The 18,750-nt window shown below is 67.6% G+C and carries 16 protein-coding genes; 4 read left to right on the top strand and 12 right to left on the bottom strand.

The features are described from left to right. The first annotated feature begins 10 nt into the window (after positions 1–10). On the top strand, positions 11–883 hold the full coding sequence (locus tag F3H57_RS08585; RefSeq protein WP_149755489.1) for a DUF2189 domain-containing protein: 873 nt from the start codon (positions 11–13) through the stop codon (positions 881–883). Positions 884–1,088: 205 nt separating this feature from the next. Here the strand turns inward: F3H57_RS08585 and ptsP are convergent, their stop codons facing one another. The 5 genes from ptsP to F3H57_RS08560 form a co-directional block, all read right to left on the bottom strand. Next, the gene (gene ptsP / locus F3H57_RS08580) at positions 1,089–3,326 is read right to left on the bottom strand and encodes a phosphoenolpyruvate--protein phosphotransferase (protein ID WP_149755488.1); all 2,238 of its coding nucleotides are present in this window, start codon (positions 3,324–3,326) and stop codon (positions 1,089–1,091) included. A gap of 211 nt (positions 3,327–3,537) precedes the next feature. Beyond that, positions 3,538–4,794 (bottom strand): aspartate kinase, encoded by a 1,257-nt coding sequence (locus F3H57_RS08575; RefSeq protein ID WP_149755487.1) that lies wholly within the window; start codon positions 4,792–4,794, stop codon positions 3,538–3,540. A gap of 118 nt (positions 4,795–4,912) precedes the next feature. Beyond that, positions 4,913–5,365 carry a DUF1178 family protein gene (locus tag F3H57_RS08570; RefSeq protein WP_149755486.1) on the bottom strand — a complete coding sequence of 151 codons (453 nt, stop codon included), beginning with the start codon at positions 5,363–5,365 and terminating at the stop codon, positions 4,913–4,915. Positions 5,366–5,447: 82 nt separating this feature from the next. Beyond that, positions 5,448–6,650, bottom strand: a complete 1,203-nt coding sequence (locus tag F3H57_RS08565) for a 3-deoxy-D-manno-octulosonic acid transferase (protein WP_149755485.1) — start codon at positions 6,648–6,650, stop codon at positions 5,448–5,450. Positions 6,651–6,804: 154 nt separating this feature from the next. After that, positions 6,805–7,941 (bottom strand): glycosyltransferase, encoded by a 1,137-nt coding sequence (locus F3H57_RS08560; RefSeq protein ID WP_149755484.1) that lies wholly within the window; start codon positions 7,939–7,941, stop codon positions 6,805–6,807. 643 nt (positions 7,942–8,584) lie between these two features. Here F3H57_RS08560 and F3H57_RS08555 point away from each other — a divergent pair. Further along, complete coding sequence (locus F3H57_RS08555) at positions 8,585–9,967, top strand: ammonium transporter (RefSeq protein ID WP_149755483.1); 1,383 nt, start codon at positions 8,585–8,587, stop codon at positions 9,965–9,967. 31 nt (positions 9,968–9,998) lie between these two features. Further along, the gene (locus tag F3H57_RS22160; RefSeq protein WP_188129638.1) at positions 9,999–10,169 is read left to right on the top strand and encodes a hypothetical protein; all 171 of its coding nucleotides are present in this window, start codon (positions 9,999–10,001) and stop codon (positions 10,167–10,169) included. 76 nt (positions 10,170–10,245) lie between these two features. Here F3H57_RS22160 and F3H57_RS08550 read toward each other — a convergent pair whose 3' ends face one another. The 7 genes from F3H57_RS08550 to F3H57_RS08520 form a co-directional block, all read right to left on the bottom strand. Then, on the bottom strand, positions 10,246–11,091 hold the full coding sequence (locus F3H57_RS08550; RefSeq protein WP_149755482.1) for a DMT family transporter: 846 nt from the start codon (positions 11,089–11,091) through the stop codon (positions 10,246–10,248). A gap of 97 nt (positions 11,092–11,188) precedes the next feature. Next, positions 11,189–12,517, bottom strand: coding sequence for a type III glutamate--ammonia ligase (gene glnT / locus F3H57_RS08545; protein WP_149755481.1), 1,329 nt, complete (start codon positions 12,515–12,517; stop codon positions 11,189–11,191). Between the two features lie 78 nt (positions 12,518–12,595). Continuing rightward, complete coding sequence (locus tag F3H57_RS08540) at positions 12,596–13,942, bottom strand: FMN-binding glutamate synthase family protein (RefSeq protein WP_149755480.1); 1,347 nt, start codon at positions 13,940–13,942, stop codon at positions 12,596–12,598. A gap of 13 nt (positions 13,943–13,955) precedes the next feature. Then, entirely contained in the window at positions 13,956–14,633 is a 678-nt protein-coding gene (locus F3H57_RS08535; RefSeq protein WP_149755479.1) for a GltB/FmdC/FwdC-like GXGXG domain-containing protein, read from the bottom strand. A 1-nt stretch (position 14,634) separates the two neighbouring features. After that, positions 14,635–15,561, bottom strand: coding sequence for a class II glutamine amidotransferase (locus tag F3H57_RS08530; RefSeq protein WP_149755478.1), 927 nt, complete (start codon positions 15,559–15,561; stop codon positions 14,635–14,637). A 145-nt stretch (positions 15,562–15,706) separates the two neighbouring features. Beyond that, positions 15,707–15,925: a hypothetical protein gene (locus tag F3H57_RS08525; RefSeq protein WP_149755477.1), complete on the bottom strand. Its 219-nt coding sequence runs from the start codon at positions 15,923–15,925 to the stop codon at positions 15,707–15,709. A 12-nt stretch (positions 15,926–15,937) separates the two neighbouring features. Further along, positions 15,938–17,311, bottom strand: coding sequence for an ammonium transporter (locus tag F3H57_RS08520; protein WP_149755476.1), 1,374 nt, complete (start codon positions 17,309–17,311; stop codon positions 15,938–15,940). A 243-nt stretch (positions 17,312–17,554) separates the two neighbouring features. Between F3H57_RS08520 and F3H57_RS08515 the strand changes: the two genes are divergently transcribed. Then, positions 17,555–18,700 (top strand): aminomethyltransferase family protein, encoded by a 1,146-nt coding sequence (locus tag F3H57_RS08515; protein WP_149755475.1) that lies wholly within the window; start codon positions 17,555–17,557, stop codon positions 18,698–18,700. Positions 18,701–18,750 lie beyond the last annotated feature (50 nt).

The following is an 18,750-nucleotide window of genomic DNA, read 5'->3' as shown; positions in this document are numbered from 1 at the left end:
GCCGGACCTCATGGACAAAACCATCGGAAATCCCCTTTCCTGGCTCGGACACCGTCTTGCGGCGGGTTCGGCGCACCTGGCCGAGACGACGCAGGCCATCGGCGGCGACAGCGGCGCGCGCCCGGTCGCGGAGGGCGCGATCGCGACGCTGACCGTGGCGGATCTGCGCGCGGCCTTGCGCGCGGGCTGGGACGACCTTCTGCACAGCCGCGCCGACGCGATGGTGCTGTGCCTGCTCTATCCCGTTCTCGGTGCGGTGCTGGTCTACGCGGCCTTGACGCACAGCCTCATGCCGCTGGTCTTTCCGCTCCTGGCGGGCTTCGTGTTGGTCGGCCCGCTGGCCGCGCTCGGGCTCTACGAGATGAGCCGCCAGCGCGAGGCGGGACGCGAGATGCGGTGGACGACGGCCTTCGACGTGGTGTTTTCGCCCGCCTTCGGTGCGATCGCCGTGCTGGGCCTCTACCTCGCGGCGGTGATGCTGGGCTGGCTCCTGTCGGCACGCCTGATCTTCGAGGCGACGATGGGGCCGGAACTGCCCGCCTCGTTCGGTGCCTTCGTAACGGAGGCGGCGACGACCGGTGCAGGCTGGACCATGGGCCTGGTCGGCATCGCCGTGGGCGCGGTCTTCGCCGCGCTGGTACTGGCGACCTCTGTGGTGTCCTTTCCGCTGCTGCTCGACCGCCATGTCGGTGTGCCGAACGCGGTGGTGACGTCGCTGCGGGTGACGCGCAAGAACCCGGCGGTGATCCTCGCCTGGGGCGGGATCGTGGCGGCGGTGCTGGCTCTGGGTGCGCTGCCGGCGCTGGTCGGGCTGGCGGTGGCGCTGCCGCTTCTGGGGCACGCCAGCTGGCATCTCTACCGCCGCGCGGTGCCGCACGGCTGAGCGAGAGAGTCTTCTGCGGCCTTGGCGATGATCTGTCCGCCGGGCCCCCTTCCGACAGGTGGCCCCGGCCGGGTCGAAGGGGGCACCGACCGCCCGGCACCTGCGGTGGCTCCGTGGAAGGCGCGTCACCGCACGGCGGCACGGAGAAGACGGTGCGGCCGAAGATGAAAGACGGCCGTCACGGTCTGCCTCGGAAGCCGCGCCTTCAGCCGGCCCCGCGCAGGTACTCCATCACCGCCGGACGTACCGATTGGGCGTCGCTGTCGCGGGCGTCGAGGATCACCTTGCGCACCTCGTCGAGGTTCGAGCGCAAAAGCAGATGCTTGACCGGTCCGATCGATGGCGCGCGCATCGACAGCGAGCGCAGCCCGATGGCGGCGAGGCAAAGCGCCTCGATCGGGCGGCCCGCATCCTCGCCGCAGAAGGACAACGGCGTGCCCGCAGCCTCGCAGCGCTGCACGATGCGTTCGATGAAGGTCAGGAAGGAGGTATTGAGCGTGTCGTAGCGCCGCCGCACGCGCTCGTTCTCGCGGTCGGCGGCGAAGAAGAACTGCTTGAGGTCGTTGCCGCCGATGGACACGAAGTCGACCTCGCGGAAGAACCCGTCCGGCGCATAGGCCAGGCTCGGCGTCTCCAGCATCGTGCCCACCTCGATCCTCTCGGGCAGCACGTGGCCGAGCCTTTCCTCCCGCGCGATGGCCTTGTCCATCTCCGCCCGGGCGGCGCGGAACTCGTCGAGCTGCGCGACGAACGGGAACATCACCGTCAGCGACCGGCCGTTGGCCGCGCGCAGGAGCGCCTGGAGCTGCATGCGCAGCACGCCCGGCTTGTCGAGCCCCACGCGGATCGCCCGCCAGCCGAGCGCCGGGTTCGGCTCGTCGTTCGGCTTCATGTAGGGCAGCACCTTGTCCGAGCCGATGTCGAGCGTGCGGAAGATCACCTGCCGCCCCCCGGCAGCGTCGAGCACGCGTGCATAGAGCGCCGCCAGCTCCATCCGCCGCGGCATCTGGTTGCGCACGAGGAACTGCAGCTCGGTGCGGAAGAGGCCGACGCCCTCCGCGCCGGAATTGGACAGCGACGGCAGGTCGGCCATCAGCCCGGCGTTCATGTGCAGGCCGATCCGTGCGCCGCAGGCCGACACGCAGGGCGTCTCGCGGATCGAGGCGTAGCGTTCCAGCGCCTCGGCCTGCATGGCCATCTTGTCGCGGAAGGCGCTTACCACGCTGTCGTCGGGTCGCAGGTGCACCAGGCCCTGATCGCCGTCCACCATGATGTGATCGCCATTCAACGCCTCTGTCGTGATCCGCCCGGCATGGATCACCAGCGGGATCGCCAGAGCCCGGGCGACGATCGCCGCATGGCTGCCGACGGAGCCCTCTTCCAGCACCACGCCCTTCAGGGATCTGCCGTATTCCAGAAGCTCGCCCGGTCCGATATTGCGCGCCACAAGAACCGGGTTGGCCGGCAGATCGGCGCCGGTCTCGGCGCCCTGGCCGGTGAGAATCCGCAAGAGCCGGTTCGACAGGTCGTCGAGATCCTGCAACCGTTCGCGCAGGTAGGCGTCGGTCACCTGGGACATGCGCGCGCGGGCGTTCGACTGCTCCTTCTCGACCGCCGATTCGGCCGAGAGGCCGCGCTCGATGTCCTCTTCCATGCGCTTCAGCCAGCCCTTGGAATTGGCGAACATCCGGTACGCCTCGAGCACCTGCACCTGTTCGGGGTCCGAGGCGTTGGCGAGGATGCCGTCGACGCTCACGCGCAGGCTCTCGACCGCCTTGTGCAGGCGCTCCATCTCCTTTTCCGGGTCGTCGGCGACTAGGTTGGTGACCACCACGCGCGGCTCGTGCAGCCAGACATGGCCCTCCGCCGCGCCTTCCTGGCCCTGGGTGCCGCGGATCAGCACCGGCTGGGTGTGCCGGGCCTTCAGCGCCGCGCCCTCGCCGACGAAGGCGCCGAGCTCGGCCATCTCGGCCAGCACCATCGCCACGACCTCGAGCGCGTAGACCTCGTCGGCGGTGAACTCGCGCGCCTGCTTGGACTGCACCACCAGAACGCCCAGCTTCTCGCCCAGCCGCTGGATCGGCACGCCGAGGAAGGACGAATAGATTTCCTCCCCGGTCTCGGGCATGTAGCGGAAGCCGCGGGCCGAGGGCGCGTCGGCGGCGTTCACGATCTTGCCCGACCGTGCGACGCGGCCGACGAGCCCCTCGCCGAGGCGCATCCGCGTCTGGTGCACGGCCTCGGACTTCAGGCCCTCCGTGGCGCAGAGCTCGAGCGTGTCCTCATCGCGGAAGAGGTAGATGGAGCACACTTCGGTGCCCATCGAATCCGCCGTCAGATGGGTGATCTTGTCGAGGCGCGCCTGTCCCGCGGCTTCCTCGGCCATGGTGTCGCGCAGGCGCCCCAGCAGTTTGCGGCTTTCGCTCTCGGTGCGGTCCGACATTTGGTCCGTCCTCGTGATCCGGCGGACCAGCTATAGGGCAGGGGAGCGGGGCGAGGAAAGGGAAAGCCGAAGCGCCACGGGCGATTGGCACCGGATGCCGACGCTCCGGGCATGTTCCCCGTCCCCGCGGGCGAGCTTCGGGCGCGGTGCGTTCGCCTGGCCCCGGGGGCTGCAGCATGGACAAAACTGCCCACGCCACACCGGCCGCGCGTCAGGCGCGCTCCAGCTCGAACGCGTCGTGCAGCGCCTGCACGGCGAGTTCCATGTACTTGCGGTCCACGAGCACGGAGATCTTGATTTCCGACGTGGCGATCACCTTGATGTTGATGCCTTCGGCCGCGAGCGTGCGGAACATCCGCGCCGCGACGCCCGATTGCGAACGCATGCCGATGCCCACCACCGACACCTTGGCGACCTCGGTCTCGGTCTCCAGTCGCTCGAAGGCGAGCGTTCCGTCCGCCCGCGCACCCTCCAGCGCCTTTTCCGCGCGCGCCAGTTGCTCGTTCGGGCAGGAGAAGGTCATGTCGGTGACCAGCTCGTCATGGCTGCCGTAGCCGGTTTCCGACACGTTCTGCACGATCATGTCGACGTTCACGCCCGCGTCCGAGAGCGTGCCGAAGATCGACGCCGCGATGCCGGGCGTGTCGGCGACGGTGACGATGGTGACCTTGGCCTCCTCGCGCGAGAAGGCGACCCCCGAGACGACGTTCGATTCCATGATCAGATCCTCTCCGCAGACGAGCGTGCCGGCCTCGTCGGACTGTTCCTCGAAGCTCGACAGGACGCGCAGCTTCACGTTGTAGCGCATCGCCAGCTCGACCGAGCGGGTCTGCAGCACCTTGGCGCCGAGCGAGGCGAGCTCCAGCATCTCCTCGAAGGCGATGCGGTCGAGCTTGCGGGCCTTGGCGCAGACCCGCGGGTCGGTGGTATAGACGCCGTCGACGTCGGTGTAGATATCGCAGCGCTCCGCGCCGAAGGCGGCGGCGAAGGCGACGGCGCTGGTGTCCGATCCGCCGCGGCCGAGCGTGGTGATCCGGCCCTCGGGGCTGACCCCCTGGAAGCCGGCGATCACCGCGACGCGCATGCCTTCGGCGAATTTCTGGGTGATGTTGGCGGGCGGGATATCCTCGATCCGCGCGGCGCCGTGGGCCGAGGTGGTCATCAGCGGCACCTGCCAGCCCTGCCAGGACCGCGCCGGCACCTCCATCTCCTGCAGGGTCAGCGCCATGAGGCCGGCGGTCACGTTTTCGCCCGACGAGACCACCGCGTCGTATTCGCGGGCGTCGTAGAAGGGCGAGGTCTCGTTCACCCAGCCGACCAGTTCGTTGGTCTTGCCGGCCATCGCCGAAACGATGACGATCACGTCGTAGCCCTTCGCGACCTCGGTGCCGACACGCTTGGCCGCGCGGCGGATGCGGTCGAGCGTGGCGACCGACGTGCCGCCGAATTTCATCACCAGAACGGGCATCCCGCGCCTCCCGAGGCTTTCGCTTCGGCTCCTTAAGGCAAGCCGGCGGCGCGGCGCAAGATGCGGCGCCCCGCGGACTCACCGGGATTTTTGCGGGCAGACGAAGCCTGGGCGGCGGTCAGTTGCTCTTGCGGTCCGGACGGAAGGGCAACGGGGCGACAGGGATGCCGTCCTCGGCGAGGCCGCGGGCCTCTTCGAAGGTGGCCTCGCCGCGGATCGGGCGATCCGGGGCATCGCCGAGATGCATCGCGCGCGCCTCGTGCACGAAGTTGCGGCCAACATCCTCGGATGTGGCCTCGATGTGCCGGCGCAGATCGGCCAGCGCGCGCTCGCGCGGCGTCGGCGCGGCGGAGAGCGGGCGCTGCGCTTCTTGCGGACCGGTATCCGGTGCGGCCGCATCCCGCGCGTCGCCGCCGAGGCGCGGGGCCATCACGCTCTTGCCGACCTCGGCCGAGCCGCAGACCGCGCAGCCGAGATGGCCGGCGGCGGCAAGGGCGTCATAGGCGGCGGCAGAGCCGAACCAGCTGTCGAACTCGTGCCCACGGGCGCATCTGAGCGTGTATCGAATCATCTGTGGCCGGATCCTGGTCTGGTCGGATCATGCCTACAGCCTGGACCGTGCATTTCAAGATTTTGCTAATGCAGGCGGTATCTTATGTCGCAGTTCCGAAATGCGCCAGAAGCGCGCCGACCAGCGCTTCGGGCCCCGTTTCGGGGCGCAGCGCGGTCTGCGCCGCGCTGGCCAGCGCGGCGCGGCGGCCGGGCGCGCCGAGCGTGACGAGCGTGTCGGCGAGTGTGGCGGCGTCGGTGATCCGCAACGCGGCCCCGGCGGCATCGAGCGTGTCGAAGGCGGCGCGGAAATTGCGGGTGTCGGGGCCATGGATCAGCGCCGCGCCGAAGGCCGCGGGCTCGTAGGGGGTGTGTCCGCCGCGATCCGACAGCGTGCCGCCGATGAAAACCGTGCCGGCGCTGGCGTACCACAGCGGCATCTCGCCCAGCGTATCGGCTAGGTGCACGGCGCCGGGCCGGGGGGCGCCGCCGGCGGAGCGGCGGGTGAAGGCGAGCCCGCGCGCCGCGATGAGCCGGGCGACCTCGTCGCCCCGCCGGGGGTGGCGCGGCGCGAGGATGAGGGTGAGGTCGGGGCGGCGCTTCCGCGCCGCTTCATGGGCCTCGAGCACCAGCGCCTCGTCGCCGGGATGGGTCGAGGCAGCGAGCCATGTGTCGTCCCGGTCGAGACCGGGCGTCGGCGCGACCTCAGGAGGCGTATAGAAGGACTTGAGATCCACCACCGGGCCGAGCGCGTCTCGCGGCACACCGAGCGCGGCGAGGCGATCGCGCGAGCCGGAGTCCTGCGCCGAGGCGAACGCGACCCGCCCCAGCACCTTGCGGGCGAGGCGCGGCAGCCGTGCCCAGGTGCGCGCCGTGCGCGGCGACAGGCGCGCGCCAAGCAGCACGACCGGGCCCGGCACCTGGGTGAAGCGATGCGGCCAGAGCTCTGATTCCATGGCGATATGGCCGATCACCTGCCAGCGCTCGCAGAACCGCCGTACGGCATGGGCCAGGTCGAGCGGTGCCAGCGTCGCGGCAAAGCCGAGATCGCGCGCGAGCGCGACGCCGCTTTCGGAATTGCAGGTGATGACCAGCGGCAGGTCGGGACGCGCGGTGCGCCATGCCTCGAGGATCGGGCGGGCAGAGGCCAGCTCCCCGTTGGAGGCGGCGTGCAGCCAGACGTGACGGCCCGCGCCGCCATCCCCGAAGCCGAGCCGCGCCGCCAGCGCGGACCGGTCGCGGCGCAGGGCGAGCCGGGTCGCGACGCCCGCGGCGAAGAGCGAGATCAGGAAGCGGTAGAGGTGCATCGGGGGTCCTGGAAGCGGGTGATCGGCCAGGAAGCCATGCGCGTGACAATTGCACGATCCCGACGGGAATGCGCGGCGCGAAGGCGCTGAGCCGTCCTTCGCCGGCATATACACGACCTGCCCCCGGTTTTTCCACGATCTCGTCCACAGGCGTTCATGCTCGCACCGTGCTCCGGATCACGTCCTCCAGCCGCGCCAGCAGGCGGTCGTTGTCGAAGCGCGTCTCGGCCACGCTCCGCGCGCGCACCGCCATGGCGGCGGGATCGGAGATGGCGAAGGCGCGGGCGATCGCAGTGGTGAAGCCCGGCGCGTCGCCCTCGGGGACGAGAAAACCGGTCTCTCCCTCGTCGATCGCTTCAGGGATGCCGGCGTGGCGAGTGGACACGGTGATGCAGCCGGCGGCCATCGCCTCCTGGATCGCGGTTGGCAGGCCCTCGGTGTTGCCGTCTTTCGCGGTTACCGAGTGCTGGAGGAAATATTGTGCGCTTTCAAGTTGTTTGCGGACGAATTCGTGCGGCCGGGCGCCGTGGAACGTGACCTTCTCCGCGACGCCGAGATCCTCCGCGAGGCGCTGCGCGGGGGCGAGGAGCGGGCCGTCTCCGACGAAGTCGAGCCGCGCCTCGGGGTGGTCGCGCGTCGCCTCGGCAAAACTGCGCAGCGTGGTCAGCGGCGCCTTCTTCTCCACGAAGCGGCCGACAGCGAGGCAGCTGCCGGGCCGCTTGTCGCCAGGGCGGAAGCGCCGCACGTCGACGCCCGAGGGGATGACGTGAGCATTGGGATGCGTGACCCCGGCCGCGGCGAGATTGTCCAGGAGGAATTGCGAGACCGACACGATGCCCGCGAGATGCGGCATCATCAGCCGGTAAGCGCGGCGGATGCGACGCGATCTGAGGTGCTTGGAAGCGTCGGTGCCCCTGAAATAGGAGAATACCGGCAGGCCCATCTCGGCGCCGAGCGGCGCCACGGCCAGCGCCTGGGTCCCGAACTCGGCCAGGATCACCTCGACGCGCTGGGTGCGCAGGAATTCCCGCAATTCGTGCTTGCCCTGTCCGAACGGCACGCGGGAGGTGGCGTGCACCAGCGCGTTTCGCAGTGTGAAATAGGGGAGGAGAGCGCGGTCGGCGGGGCCGAAACGACGCCGGCGCATGAAAAGCGGTTTGCCGTATGGGTCGTCGCCGTTGCTACGGCCGACGACGATTACCGTGTCGCCGCCGAACAGGTGTTCGATGTGGCGATTGACGAAGGTCTCGCCCATCTTGTGGTAGTCGCCTGTGGCGATGGCTGCGCGCATGGCCGGCCCCTCGAACGTGCGGTCGCGACCGCTTAGCAATCGGTCGGGGGCCGGACAAGCGGCAGGGAACGGTCGTCAGAGGACGAAGCCGACGATGGCCACGACGATGACGACGAGTCCGACGAGATAGATGATATTATGCACGTTAACGCTCCTGTGATCGCAGTCTGCCTTCACAATGTGCGGACGGGGCCGGCAGTTCCCTTGGACGCGGGAACATTTGCGGCCGGCCGGGGCGCGTAGCCGATTCGTCGCCGCCACGTGCGGCGCTTCGGATCGGACCAATTCGTCAGCGCGAAGGGGCGCGAGCGCCCAGAAATCCGGCACGCGGGGCCATCAGCATATCCCGAGGGCCGCGAGGCACCAATTTATTCTTCCGAAGAAAAATATTTGACCATTATGGCGGAGATGCGGTCGCGCACCGGCGTCTCGGAGACCAATTTTGCCAACCGGTCCGGACCGCGTCCGGCGTATCTCGGGGCAGGGGGCCAAGAGGCATGGCAGGACACATGGAGGCAGGACGGGCCGGGTCACGCGTCCGCGTCCGGGTGGCTGTCGCCTCCGGGGCAATTGCGCCCGCCAAATCCGGGCACCGCCGCGTCGCCCCGGAGACAAGATCCAGACAACAGCGAGGACAGATCAAGTGGAACAGGATCTAGCAACATTGGCGGCCACGGTCGCCGAGCTTCAGGCGAAATCGGCCTCGAACGGCACGATGTTCTCCGAAGTCTTTTACTATCTCACCATTCCGCTCATGGTGCTCATCCATGTCGGTTTTCTGGCCTACGAGATGGGCGCGTCGCGGTCGAAGAACGCGCTGGCCTCGGGAATCAAGAACATCCTCGCCTTCGCGATGATCGTGCCGTTCTTCTACTATGTCGGCTGGTGGATCTACTGGGCCTTTCCGACCGGGCTGTCGCTGTCCGAGGGCGCCATGGGCATCTCCGGGCTGGCCTATGCCAACGAGGTGGCGAGCCCGCTCAGCCAGTACATGGGGCCGAACCTCGATGACCGCTCTTCGGGCGTGTTCTGGGGGGCCTTCGTGCTGTTCGCCGCGACGACGGCGTCGATCCTGTCGGGCGGCGTGATCGAGCGCATCCAGCTCATCGGGTTCATCATCCTCGCGGTGGTGCTGGGCGCCTTCGTATGGATCCTCGCGGCGGCCTGGGGCTGGCACGCGGACGGCTGGCTGGTGACGCAGTTCGGCTACCATGATTTCGGCGCCGCGGGCGTCGTGCACATGATCGCCGGGTTCTTCTGCCTCGGGGTGCTCATCAATCTCGGGCCGCGGATCGGCAAGTTCAACGCCGACGGCAGCGCCAACCACCTGGCGGGGCATTCCATGCCGATGACGCTGATCGGGCTGATGCTGATCATCGCCGGTTTCTGGGGCTTCCTGATGGGCTGCGTGATCGTCCCCGGCGAGGCCTGGTCCTGGTCGAGCAGCATCGAGGCGTCGATCTACGGCACGCCGATGACCATGTCGGGGATGACCTTCAACATCCTGATGGGCTTCTCGGGCGGCATCATCGGCGCCTGGATGACCACGCGCGATCCGTTCTGGATGATGTCCGGCGCGCTCGGCGGCATCATCTCCTGCGCCGCGGGGATCGACCTGTGGTGGCCGCCGCTGGCCTTCGTGATCGGCTTTCTCGGCGCCTCCGCGATGCCGTTCATCGCCACGACGGTCGAGAAGATGGGCATCGACGACGCGGTCGGCGCCTTCACCGTGCACGGGGCGCTGGGCCTCTGGGGTGTGATCGCCGTGGGCATCGTCGGCACCGGCTATCCGGCCATGTTCGGCGCCTCTGACGTGATCGAGATCAGCTTCTTCGGTCAGCTCCTCGGCGGCATCGTCATGGCGCTCCTGGGTTTCGTGCCGGGTTACGTGGTGTCGCTGGTGCTCAAGGTGACCGGCATGCTGCGGGTGCCCGAAGAGGCCGAGATCGTCGGCCTCGACCTGACCAAGGTGCCGGCCTCCGCCTACCCCGAAGGCATCCACGCCTCCGCCACTCCGGCCGAATGACGGCCACGTTCAGCAAGGAAAGGACTGACCCATGAACCCTGTGACCAACGGAACCTGGGACGGCTTCACCGGGGCCTTCTATACCGGCTTCGGCGGGTTCGAGGCGATCTGGCTGATCGCTTCCGCCGCGCTCGTGGTGATCGCGCTCTGGATGGGCAACCGCCACGAGAAACACGCCTATCGCGAGGTCGCGAAGAAGTAACGCCGCGCAGGCGGCAAGAATTGGGCCGGAGCGGGGATGCCCGCTCCGGCCCTTTTTCTTGGCTGCCTTCGGAGCGTCAGAGGGCGAGGTAGCCGATGCCGAGGAAGGCGACGAGGCAGCCGGCCCATTGCCCGGCCGTCATGCGCTCGCTCAAGAGGCCCCAGGCCAGAACGATGGTGAACAAGCCGAACATGGAGGCGGCGACCGCGGCGAGCTGCGGGTGCGCCAGCGTCGCCGCCGAGATCACCGAGAGCAGCGCGACCCCGTCAAGCGCCCCCATCGCCATGAGCGGCAGGAGCGCGCGCCGGCCCGGCCAGACCGGGGCGCGGCGCCAGAGAAGAAACGCGGCGAGAAGAGTGACCGCGATGGTGCGCGCGGCGAGCGTCGTCGGCAGCTCTCCGTCGATCTCCGCCGCCATCTGGCCGAGCTTGAAGGTGGAGGCGAAGCCCGCCCCCGACATCAGCGCAAGCAGGATCGTCGGACCGCGCGGCGGATCGGTGCCGTCCGAGCGGTCCGACAGCATCGCCACCACCGCCACGCCGGCGATGACGCAGAGCACGGCGACGATCTGGCCGCTTCCGACGGGACGGCCCTGCATCGCCTCGAAGACGAGCGACAGCAGGGGATAGGCGCCGATGATCGGGCTGACGAGCCGCACCGGTCCACGCTCGAACGCGAAGTAGAGCCCGATGCTCGCGACGAGGAAGGTCGCTCCCGACAGCGCCGAGAGGACCAGCGCCTCGGGGCCGAGCGCAAGATCCCCTGCGCGCAGGACCAGCGCGCCGCCCTGGAAGACCGCGCCGGCGATCAGTACCACGAAGAGCGCACCCAGAAGCGGCACGGTGCGGCTGAGATAGCGGATCGCGATGTCATGCAATCCCCAGCAGAACGCCGCGATCAGGCCGAAGCCGAGAGAGGACATGGGCCGGTCTCCTTGGTCGTGTCCGGTGGGGCGGACGGAAAACGGCGCCCGCTTGATGCGGGCGCCTGTCGCGGGTTCTCAGGGACGCCCGAGGGCGTCAGATGTCGAGCGTGTGCTCGCGTTCCCAGCGGCTGAAGTGCTGCACGAAGGAATTCCATTCCTCGCGCTTCATCTTCAGGTAAGCGCGCGAGAAGTCCTCGCCCATGGCCGCCTTCAGCTCCTTGTCGCGGTCGTAGTCGCGTAGCGCGTCGAGCATGTTGAGCGGCAGTTTCGGCGCGCCGCGGACCTTGTGGCCCTCGGCATACATGTCGATGTCGTGGCGCTTGCCCGGATCGGCCTTGCTGCGGATGCCCGACAGACCCGCGGCGATGATGACCGCCTGCAGCAGGTAGGGGTTGGCGGCGCCGTCCGGCAGGCGCAGCTCGAACCGGCCGGGGCCGGGCACGCGCACCATGTGGGTGCGGTTGTTGCCGGTCCAGGTGACGGTGTTGGGCGCCCAGGTCGCGCCCGAGGTGGTGCGCGGCGCGTTGATGCGCTTGTAGCTGTTCACCGTCGGATTGGTGATCGCCGCCAGCGCGCTGGCGTGCTTCATGATCCCGCCGAGGAAGTGCTTGCCGCGCTCCGACAGGCCGACCTCGCCGGTCTGGCCCTCGCCCTCGCCGGCGAAGACGTTGGTCTTCGCCTTGTCGCCCGGCTCGTCCCAGACCGAGATATGCGCGTGGCAGCCGTTGCCGGTCAGCCCCTCGATGGGCTTGGGCATGAAGGTCGCGCGGAAGCCGTGCTTCTCGGCCACCGACTTGGTCATGAACTTGAAGAACGAATGCTTGTCAGCGGTCTTCATCACGTCGTCGAAATCCCAGTTCATCTCGAACTGGCCGTTCGCGTCCTCGTGATCGTTCTGGTAGGGGTTCCAGCCGAGCTCCAGCATGTAGTCGCAGATCTCGCGCACCACCTCGTAGCGGCGCATCACCGCCTGCTGGTCGTAGCAGGGCTTGGCGGCGGTATCGAAGGGGTCGCTGATCTCGTCGCCTTCGGGCGTCAGCAGGAAGAACTCCGCCTCGACGCCGGTCTTGACGTGCAGCCCCTCTTCGGCGGCCTCGTCGATCAGGCGCGAGAGCACGTTGCGCGGGGCTTGTGCGACGGGCGCGTCCTCCATCACGCAATTGCTGGCTAGCCACGCGACCTCGGGCTTCCAGGGCAGCTGGATCACCGAGGACGGGTCGGGCACCGCCAGCATGTCGGGATGCGCCGGGGTGAGGTCGAGCCAGGTGGCGAAGCCTGCGAAGCCGGCGCCGTCCTTCTGCATGTCCGCGATCGCCTGGGCCGGCACCAGCTTTGCGCGCTGGTAGCCGAAGAGGTCGGTGAACGAGATCATGAAGTACTTCACGCCGTTCTTCGCCGCGAATTCGGCGAGGTCCTGTGTCATGTTTCGGTCCCTGTTCGTGGAGTTCGTTTCTTGACGCATTCGGCGCGCCCCGGTGTCGGGACGCGCCGGTGAGCCGATTCAGAAGCCGGTGCCGGGTTTGCCGGGCCACCAGTCGGTGCCGGCAAGCGGCACCTTGGCCATCGCCGCCGCCTCCATGGTGATGGCGCACAGATCCTCGGGCTCGAGGTTGTGCAGGTGGTTCTTGCCGCAGGCGCGCGCGATGGTCTGCGCCTCCAGCGTCATCACCTTGAGGAAGTTGTTGAGCCGCCGTCCCCCCTCGATCGGGTCGAAGCGCGCGGCCAACTCGGGGTCCTGCGTGGTGATGCCGGCGGGGTCGCGCCCCTCGTGCCAGTCGTCGTAGGCCCCGGCGGTGGTGCCGAGCTTCTGGTATTCCTCTTCCCAGCGCGGGTCGTTGTCGCCGAGCGCGATCAGCGCGGCGGTGCCGATGGCCACCGCGTCCGCGCCGAGCGCCATGCACTTGGCCACGTCCGCGCCAGAGCGGATGCCGCCCGAGACGATGAGCTGCACCTCGCGGTGCATGTTCATGTCCTGCAGCGCGCGCACGGATTCGCGGATACAGGCGAGGATCGGCTGGCCGACATGCTCGATGAACACGTCCTGCGTCGCCGCGGTGCCGCCCTGCATGCCGTCGAGGACGACGACGTCCGCGCCCGCCTTGATCGCCAGCGTGGTATCGAAATAGGGGCGGGCGCCGCCGACCTTGATGTAGATCGGCACCTTCCAGCCGGTGATCTCGCGCAGCTCGAGGATCTTGATCTCGAGATCGTCGGGTCCGGTCCAGTCCGGGTGCCGGCAGGCCGAGCGCTGGTCGATCCCCTGGGGCAGGTTGCGCATCTGCGCCACCCGGTCGGAGATCTTCTGGCCCAGCAGCATGCCGCCGCCGCCGGGCTTGGCGCCCTGGCCGACGACGACCTCGATCGCATCCGCCTTGCGCAGATCGTCAGGGTTCATGCCGTAGCGCGAGGGCAGGTACTGGTAGACCAGCTTGGACGAATGCCCGCGCTCTTCCTGGGTCATGCCGCCGTCGCCGGTGGTGGTCGAGGTGCCCGCCGCCGATGCGCCGCGCCCCAGCGCCTCCTTCGCCGCGCCCGAGAGCGCGCCGAAGCTCATGCCCGCGATGGTCACGGGAATGTCGAGCTTGATCGGGTTCTTGGCGTGGCGGGTGCCGAGCGTGACGTCGGTGCCGCAGCGTTCGCGATAGCCTTCCAGCGGATAACGCGAGATCGACGCGCCGAGGAACAGCAGGTCGTCGAAATGCGGGACCTTGCGCTTGGCGCCGCCGCCGCGGATGTCGTAGATGCCGGTCGCCGCGGCGCGGCGGATCTCGGCGTTGACGTCCTGGGTGAAGGTCGCCGACTGCCTCGGCGGGGTCCGCGGGGGGCCGTCGTGCTTTGTGTCCTTCATCGTCATCTGCCCCTCAATACGCGTTGTCGATGTTGAAGTTGTAGAGCTGCCGGGCCGAGCCGTAGCGGCGGAACTCTTCGGGTCTGGCGTCGCAGCCGCCGCGCTCCAGAAGATCGCGCAGGATCTCCAGATGCTCGGGGCGCATCTCCTTCTCGATGCAGTCGGCGCCGAGTGATTTCACCGATCCGCGCACGAATAGACGCGCCTCGTAGATCGAATCGCCGAGCGCCTCGCCCGCGTCGCCGCAGACGACGAGGTTGCCGGACTGCGCCATGAACGCCGACATGTGCCCGACATTGCCGTGCACGACGATGTCGATCCCCTTCATGGAGATGCCGCAGCGCGAGGAGGCGTTGCCCTTGATGACCAGCGTGCCGCCATGCCCGGTGGCGCCGGCGTACTGGGAGGCGTCGCCGTCGACGATGACGGTGCCCGAGATCATGTTCTCGGCCACGCCCGGCCCGGCCGAGCCGTGGACATGCACGGTCGCCTGCTTGTTCATGCCGGCGGTGTAATAGCCGGTGGAGCCCTTCACGTAGACCTCGATCGGTGCGTCGAGGCCCACGGCGACGGCGTGGCTGCCGCGCGGATTGACGATTTCCCACGCGGTCTGGTTGGTGTCGGCGGCCTGCGCGTGCAGGGAGGCGTTCAGCTCGCGCAGGGCGGTGGTGCCCAGATCTATGGTCTGCATGTCAGGCGGCCTTTCCCGTCGGGACCTGCGGGTCCGAATGTTTCCAGAAGTAGACCGTGGCAGGCTCGGGCTCCCACACGCGGGCCTCGTCGATGCCCGGCAGGTTCACCAGCGCCCGGTACTCCGATCCGAAGGCGACGTATTGGTCGGTCTCGGCCATCACCGCGGGCTTGCACGCGATCGGGTCGCGCACCACGCCGAAGCCGTCCTTGGTGCCGACGACGAAGGTGAAGAAGCCGTCGAGATCGTCGAGCGCGCTTTCCAGCGCCTCGCCGAGGCTGGCGCCGTTCTGCATCCGCCAGGTGAGGTAGGCGGCGCCGACCTCGGTGTCGTTCTGGGTCTCGATATGCACGCCCATGCGCTGCAGCTTGCGGCGCAGGGAGTTGTGGTTCGACAGCGATCCGTTGTGCACGAGGCATTGGTCGGCGCCGGTGTTGAACGGATGGGCACCGAGCGTGGTGACTGCCGATTCCGTCGCCATCCGCGTGTGGCCGATACCGTGTGTGCCGGCCATGGAGGCGATGTCGAAGCGCGCCGCCACGTCCTTGGGCAGACCGACTTCCTTGTAGATCTCCAGCGTGGAGCCTGCCGACATGAGGCGCACCTCGCCCGCGTCGCGCAGGATCCGCACCGCGTCCATCTCCTTGTCGCGGGGCAGGCGCAGCACCGCGTGGGTGTCGCGCCGCTCCAGCGTGACCGGCGCGCCGAGCGCCTGCGACAGCGTCTTGTCGAGATCCGCGAACGCCGCGTCGGGCTGGTCCGACTGGACCGTCAGTTTCGTGTTCGCGCCGTCGTCATCGCCGTAGATGGCGATGCCGGCGCTGTCCGGGCCGCGATCCGTCATGGTCACGAGCATGTCCGTGAGCATCGCGCCGAGCTGGGGCTCCAGCGCGCTGTCCTTCAGGAAAAGTCCGACAATCCCGCACATTCAACCAGTGCCTCCATTCATGATTCTGCCACTCGGGCGTCTGTCCAGACGCTATCACCCACATCCTGAACTATCAACTAAGGGAAATAAATTTTCATTAGAGGCAATATTGGGCGGGCATCTCGCCCGCCCGCATCGCAGTACGTCAGTACCGTTCGATATTGCTCATGATGTCCGCGTGATCGCGCGCACGGCGCTTCGCGCGTTCGAGGTGTTCGCTCTCACGCTTGAACTGGATCCGGTGCCAGCCAAGCCAGAACAGCACACCGACGATCACCATCGCGATCTCCCATCCCTGGAAGGGATAGATCGGTCCTACCTCGGCCAGATCGACGGCCCAGCTTTCGTATCCGATAGTCGACATCTCGGTCTCTCCTCACTCCGCGGGCATGGTTTTCTGGGCGAGGTGGGCCTTGTCGGCTTCGATGATTGATGCCTTGGCCTCCTCGTAGGCAGTGTGTTCGGCGTAATCGAGCCCCTCGAGCTCGACCTCCTCCGGGATGCGCAGCACGCCGGCGGCCTTCTGCAAGCGGGCCACGATGTAGGCGGGCAGGAAGCCCAGCCCGACGAACATGATCGCCGCGCCGAGGATCTGGCCGACCGGGTTGATCGTGGCGTAGCCCTCGAACGGCGAGGACGGCGCGCCCCAGAGCACGAAGCCCGCGATCACCAGGCCGACGACGCCGGCATAGCCGTGCACCGCAACCGCGCCGACCGCGTCATCGAGCTTGAAGCGCCGCTCCACCCAGAAGTGCAGGTTGTAGACGATCACCACGCCGATGGCGGCGATGATCATCGCCTGCACCGGGTGATAGAGGTCGTTGCCCGCCGACGCGGTGATGATGCCGGCCAGACCGCCCGAGAAGGTCCAGAACGCATCGCCCTTGGACACCAGATAGGCCGCCATCAGGCCGCCCGAGAGCGACATCAGGAAGTTGAACGTGATCCCCGACAGCGAGGTCGGCGCGAGGTAAATGTTCGTCGCGGTCCAGGTGGTGCCGGTAATCTCGCCGCCGATCGCCTCGGGCGATATGACGGGGACATTACAGGCCGCATAGAAGCCCCAGAAGCCGGTATAGATCAGGAACAGCCCGATGGTGAGCATCCAGGGGTTGTGCGGGGGAATGTCGCGCGGGGTGCCGTCCGGCGCGAACTTGCCGAGCCGAGGCCCCAGCACCCAGATCACGCCGAGCGCGTAGCCGCCCGCGATGGCATGGATCACGCCCGAGGCATAGGCGTCATGGTAGCCGAGATACTGCACCATCCAGCCGCCGTAGTGCCAGCCCCAGGCGGCGTCGATGATCCACCAGACGGACCCGATCAGCACCGCGTGCACCCAGAGCGCCGAGGAGCGGATCCTCTCGATCACCGACCCCGACACGATCGAGGCCGCGGTCCAGGAGAACAGCAGGAAGGCCGCCCAGAACACGCCGGTGATTCGATCATCGAGGTTCGGCGCCATCGTCTCTGCCCAGGGCCGGTTGGCGTTGGCCATTTCGTGGTCGAGCCCGCCGAAGAACGGGAACATCGGGAAGGCCCAGTAGATCCACCATCCGAAGAAGAAGAAGGTGACCGTGACCAGCGGGATCACCATGACGTTCTTCATCAGCGTATGCATGTGGTTACGCCGCCGGCTGGCGCCGACCTCGTACATGCAGAACCCCACGTGGATGAGGAACATGAAGACCACGGTCACCCAGTAATAGAACTCGGTGAACACAGTGGTCAGTGCGTTCAGATTGCCGTCCATTTCTCCTCCCTTGCCGTTGCCGGCCGTTTATTCTTGCTGAAAAGTTTTTCCCGTAGGCAAACGTGAACATTCATTTCTGTCAATTTTTTTTCGCATTAGGCAAAAACCGCCCTTTGCTTGGGCATCTTCCCGCACAGCCGGCAAAAATTTCCCCACGGGAAAAAGTTATGAACGAAAGTGTTGATTTTTGAAATCGGATGCGTCTGAATGCGCCGAAACGAGGCAACCTTGGGAGGTCACAGCATGGCGATCATCTATCGGACATCCGCTCTGGCACAGCGCCACGCCGAGATCGGCGGAGAGCTGGAAGACTGGAACGGCATGGGCACCGCGTGGTTCTACGACCACAGCCCGGAGCGGGCCGAGGCGGACTACCTGGCGGTGCGCACGAAGGCCGGTCTGATGGATGTCTCGGGCCTCAAGAAGGTGCATCTTGTCGGGCCGCACGCGGCGTCGGTGATCGACCGAGCCACCACCCGCAACGTCGACAAGATCATGCCGGGCCGGGCGACCTACGCCTGTTTCCTCAACGACGAGGGCAAGTTCATCGACGATTGCGTCATCTACCGCCTCTCGGTGAATCACTGGATGGTGGTGCACGGCACCGGCACCGGGCACGAATCGCTCGTCATGGCCGCGCAGGGCAAGAGCGTCGCGATGATCTTCGACGACGACCTGCACGATCTGTCGCTGCAGGGGCCGGTCGCCGTGGATTTCCTGGCGGAGCATGTGCCGGGCATCCGCGATCTGGCCTATTTCGGCATCGTGCAGACCAAGCTCTTCGGGATGCCGGTGATGATCTCGCGCACCGGCTATACCGGGGAACGCGGCTATGAGCTGTTCGTGGAGGCGCGCCACGCCGTCGCGATGTGGGACGCGATCCTCGAGAAGGGCAAGGACATGGGCATCCGCCCGGTGCAGTTCTCCACGCTCGATCTGCTGCGCACGGAAAGCTACCTGCTGTTCTATCCCGGCGACAATTCAGAGACGTTCCCGTTCCCGGACGAGCCGGCGGGCGACACCCTGTGGGAGCTCGGCCTCGACTTCACCGTCTCGCCCGACAAGACCGGCTTTCGCGGGGCGGAGAACCATTACGCCGCCAAGGGCCGCGAGCGGTTCAAGATCTACGGCGTGCGGCTCGAGGGCAAGACACCGGCGGATATCGGTGCCAAGCTTCTCAAGGACGGCAAGGAGGTCGGCGTCGTGACCTTCGGGATGTATTCGAGCCTCAACGAGCACAACGTGGGTATCGCCCGGATCCCGGTCGACTGCGCCGTGCCCGGCACGAAACTGACCGTGGTGAACGACGACGGCACGGAAATTCCCTGCACCACCGACGAGATGCCGTTCTACGACAAGGACAAGAAGATCCGCACCGCCAAGGGCTGAGTGCAGCCCGGTCGGGGCGCCGCGGCGCGCCCCGACCACCGGACCGACAC

This window comes from Roseivivax sediminis, from assembly GCF_900112685.1.
Classification (GTDB): domain Bacteria; phylum Pseudomonadota; class Alphaproteobacteria; order Rhodobacterales; family Rhodobacteraceae; genus Roseivivax; species Roseivivax sediminis.
Note: the sequence above shows the minus strand (reverse complement) of the source record. Positions and strands in the feature narration are given on the sequence as shown.

Bases quoted from the DNA above. Each gene is read 5' to 3' on its own strand.
- F3H57_RS08585 (WP_149755489.1), top strand. From the start codon at position 11: ATGGACAAAACCATCGGAAATCCCCTTTCCTGGCTCGGACACCGTCTT.
- ptsP (WP_149755488.1), bottom strand. From the start codon at position 3,326: ATGTCGGACCGCACCGAGAGCGAAAGCCGCAAACTGCTGGGGCGCCTG.
- F3H57_RS08575 (WP_149755487.1), bottom strand. From the start codon at position 4,794: ATGCCCGTTCTGGTGATGAAATTCGGCGGCACGTCGGTCGCCACGCTC.
- F3H57_RS08570 (WP_149755486.1), bottom strand. From the start codon at position 5,365: ATGATTCGATACACGCTCAGATGCGCCCGTGGGCACGAGTTCGACAGC.
- F3H57_RS08565 (WP_149755485.1), bottom strand. From the start codon at position 6,650: ATGCACCTCTACCGCTTCCTGATCTCGCTCTTCGCCGCGGGCGTCGCG.
- F3H57_RS08560 (WP_149755484.1), bottom strand. From the start codon at position 7,941: ATGCGCGCAGCCATCGCCACAGGCGACTACCACAAGATGGGCGAGACC.
- F3H57_RS22160 (WP_188129638.1), top strand. From the start codon at position 9,999: ATGAACCCTGTGACCAACGGAACCTGGGACGGCTTCACCGGGGCCTTC.
- F3H57_RS08550 (WP_149755482.1), bottom strand. From the start codon at position 11,091: ATGTCCTCTCTCGGCTTCGGCCTGATCGCGGCGTTCTGCTGGGGATTG.
- glnT (WP_149755481.1), bottom strand. From the start codon at position 12,517: ATGACACAGGACCTCGCCGAATTCGCGGCGAAGAACGGCGTGAAGTAC.
- F3H57_RS08540 (WP_149755480.1), bottom strand. From the start codon at position 13,942: ATGAAGGACACAAAGCACGACGGCCCCCCGCGGACCCCGCCGAGGCAG.
- F3H57_RS08535 (WP_149755479.1), bottom strand. From the start codon at position 14,633: ATGCAGACCATAGATCTGGGCACCACCGCCCTGCGCGAGCTGAACGCC.
- F3H57_RS08530 (WP_149755478.1), bottom strand. From the start codon at position 15,561: ATGTGCGGGATTGTCGGACTTTTCCTGAAGGACAGCGCGCTGGAGCCC.
- F3H57_RS08525 (WP_149755477.1), bottom strand. From the start codon at position 15,925: ATGTCGACTATCGGATACGAAAGCTGGGCCGTCGATCTGGCCGAGGTA.
- F3H57_RS08520 (WP_149755476.1), bottom strand. From the start codon at position 17,311: ATGGACGGCAATCTGAACGCACTGACCACTGTGTTCACCGAGTTCTAT.
- F3H57_RS08515 (WP_149755475.1), top strand. From the start codon at position 17,555: ATGGCGATCATCTATCGGACATCCGCTCTGGCACAGCGCCACGCCGAG.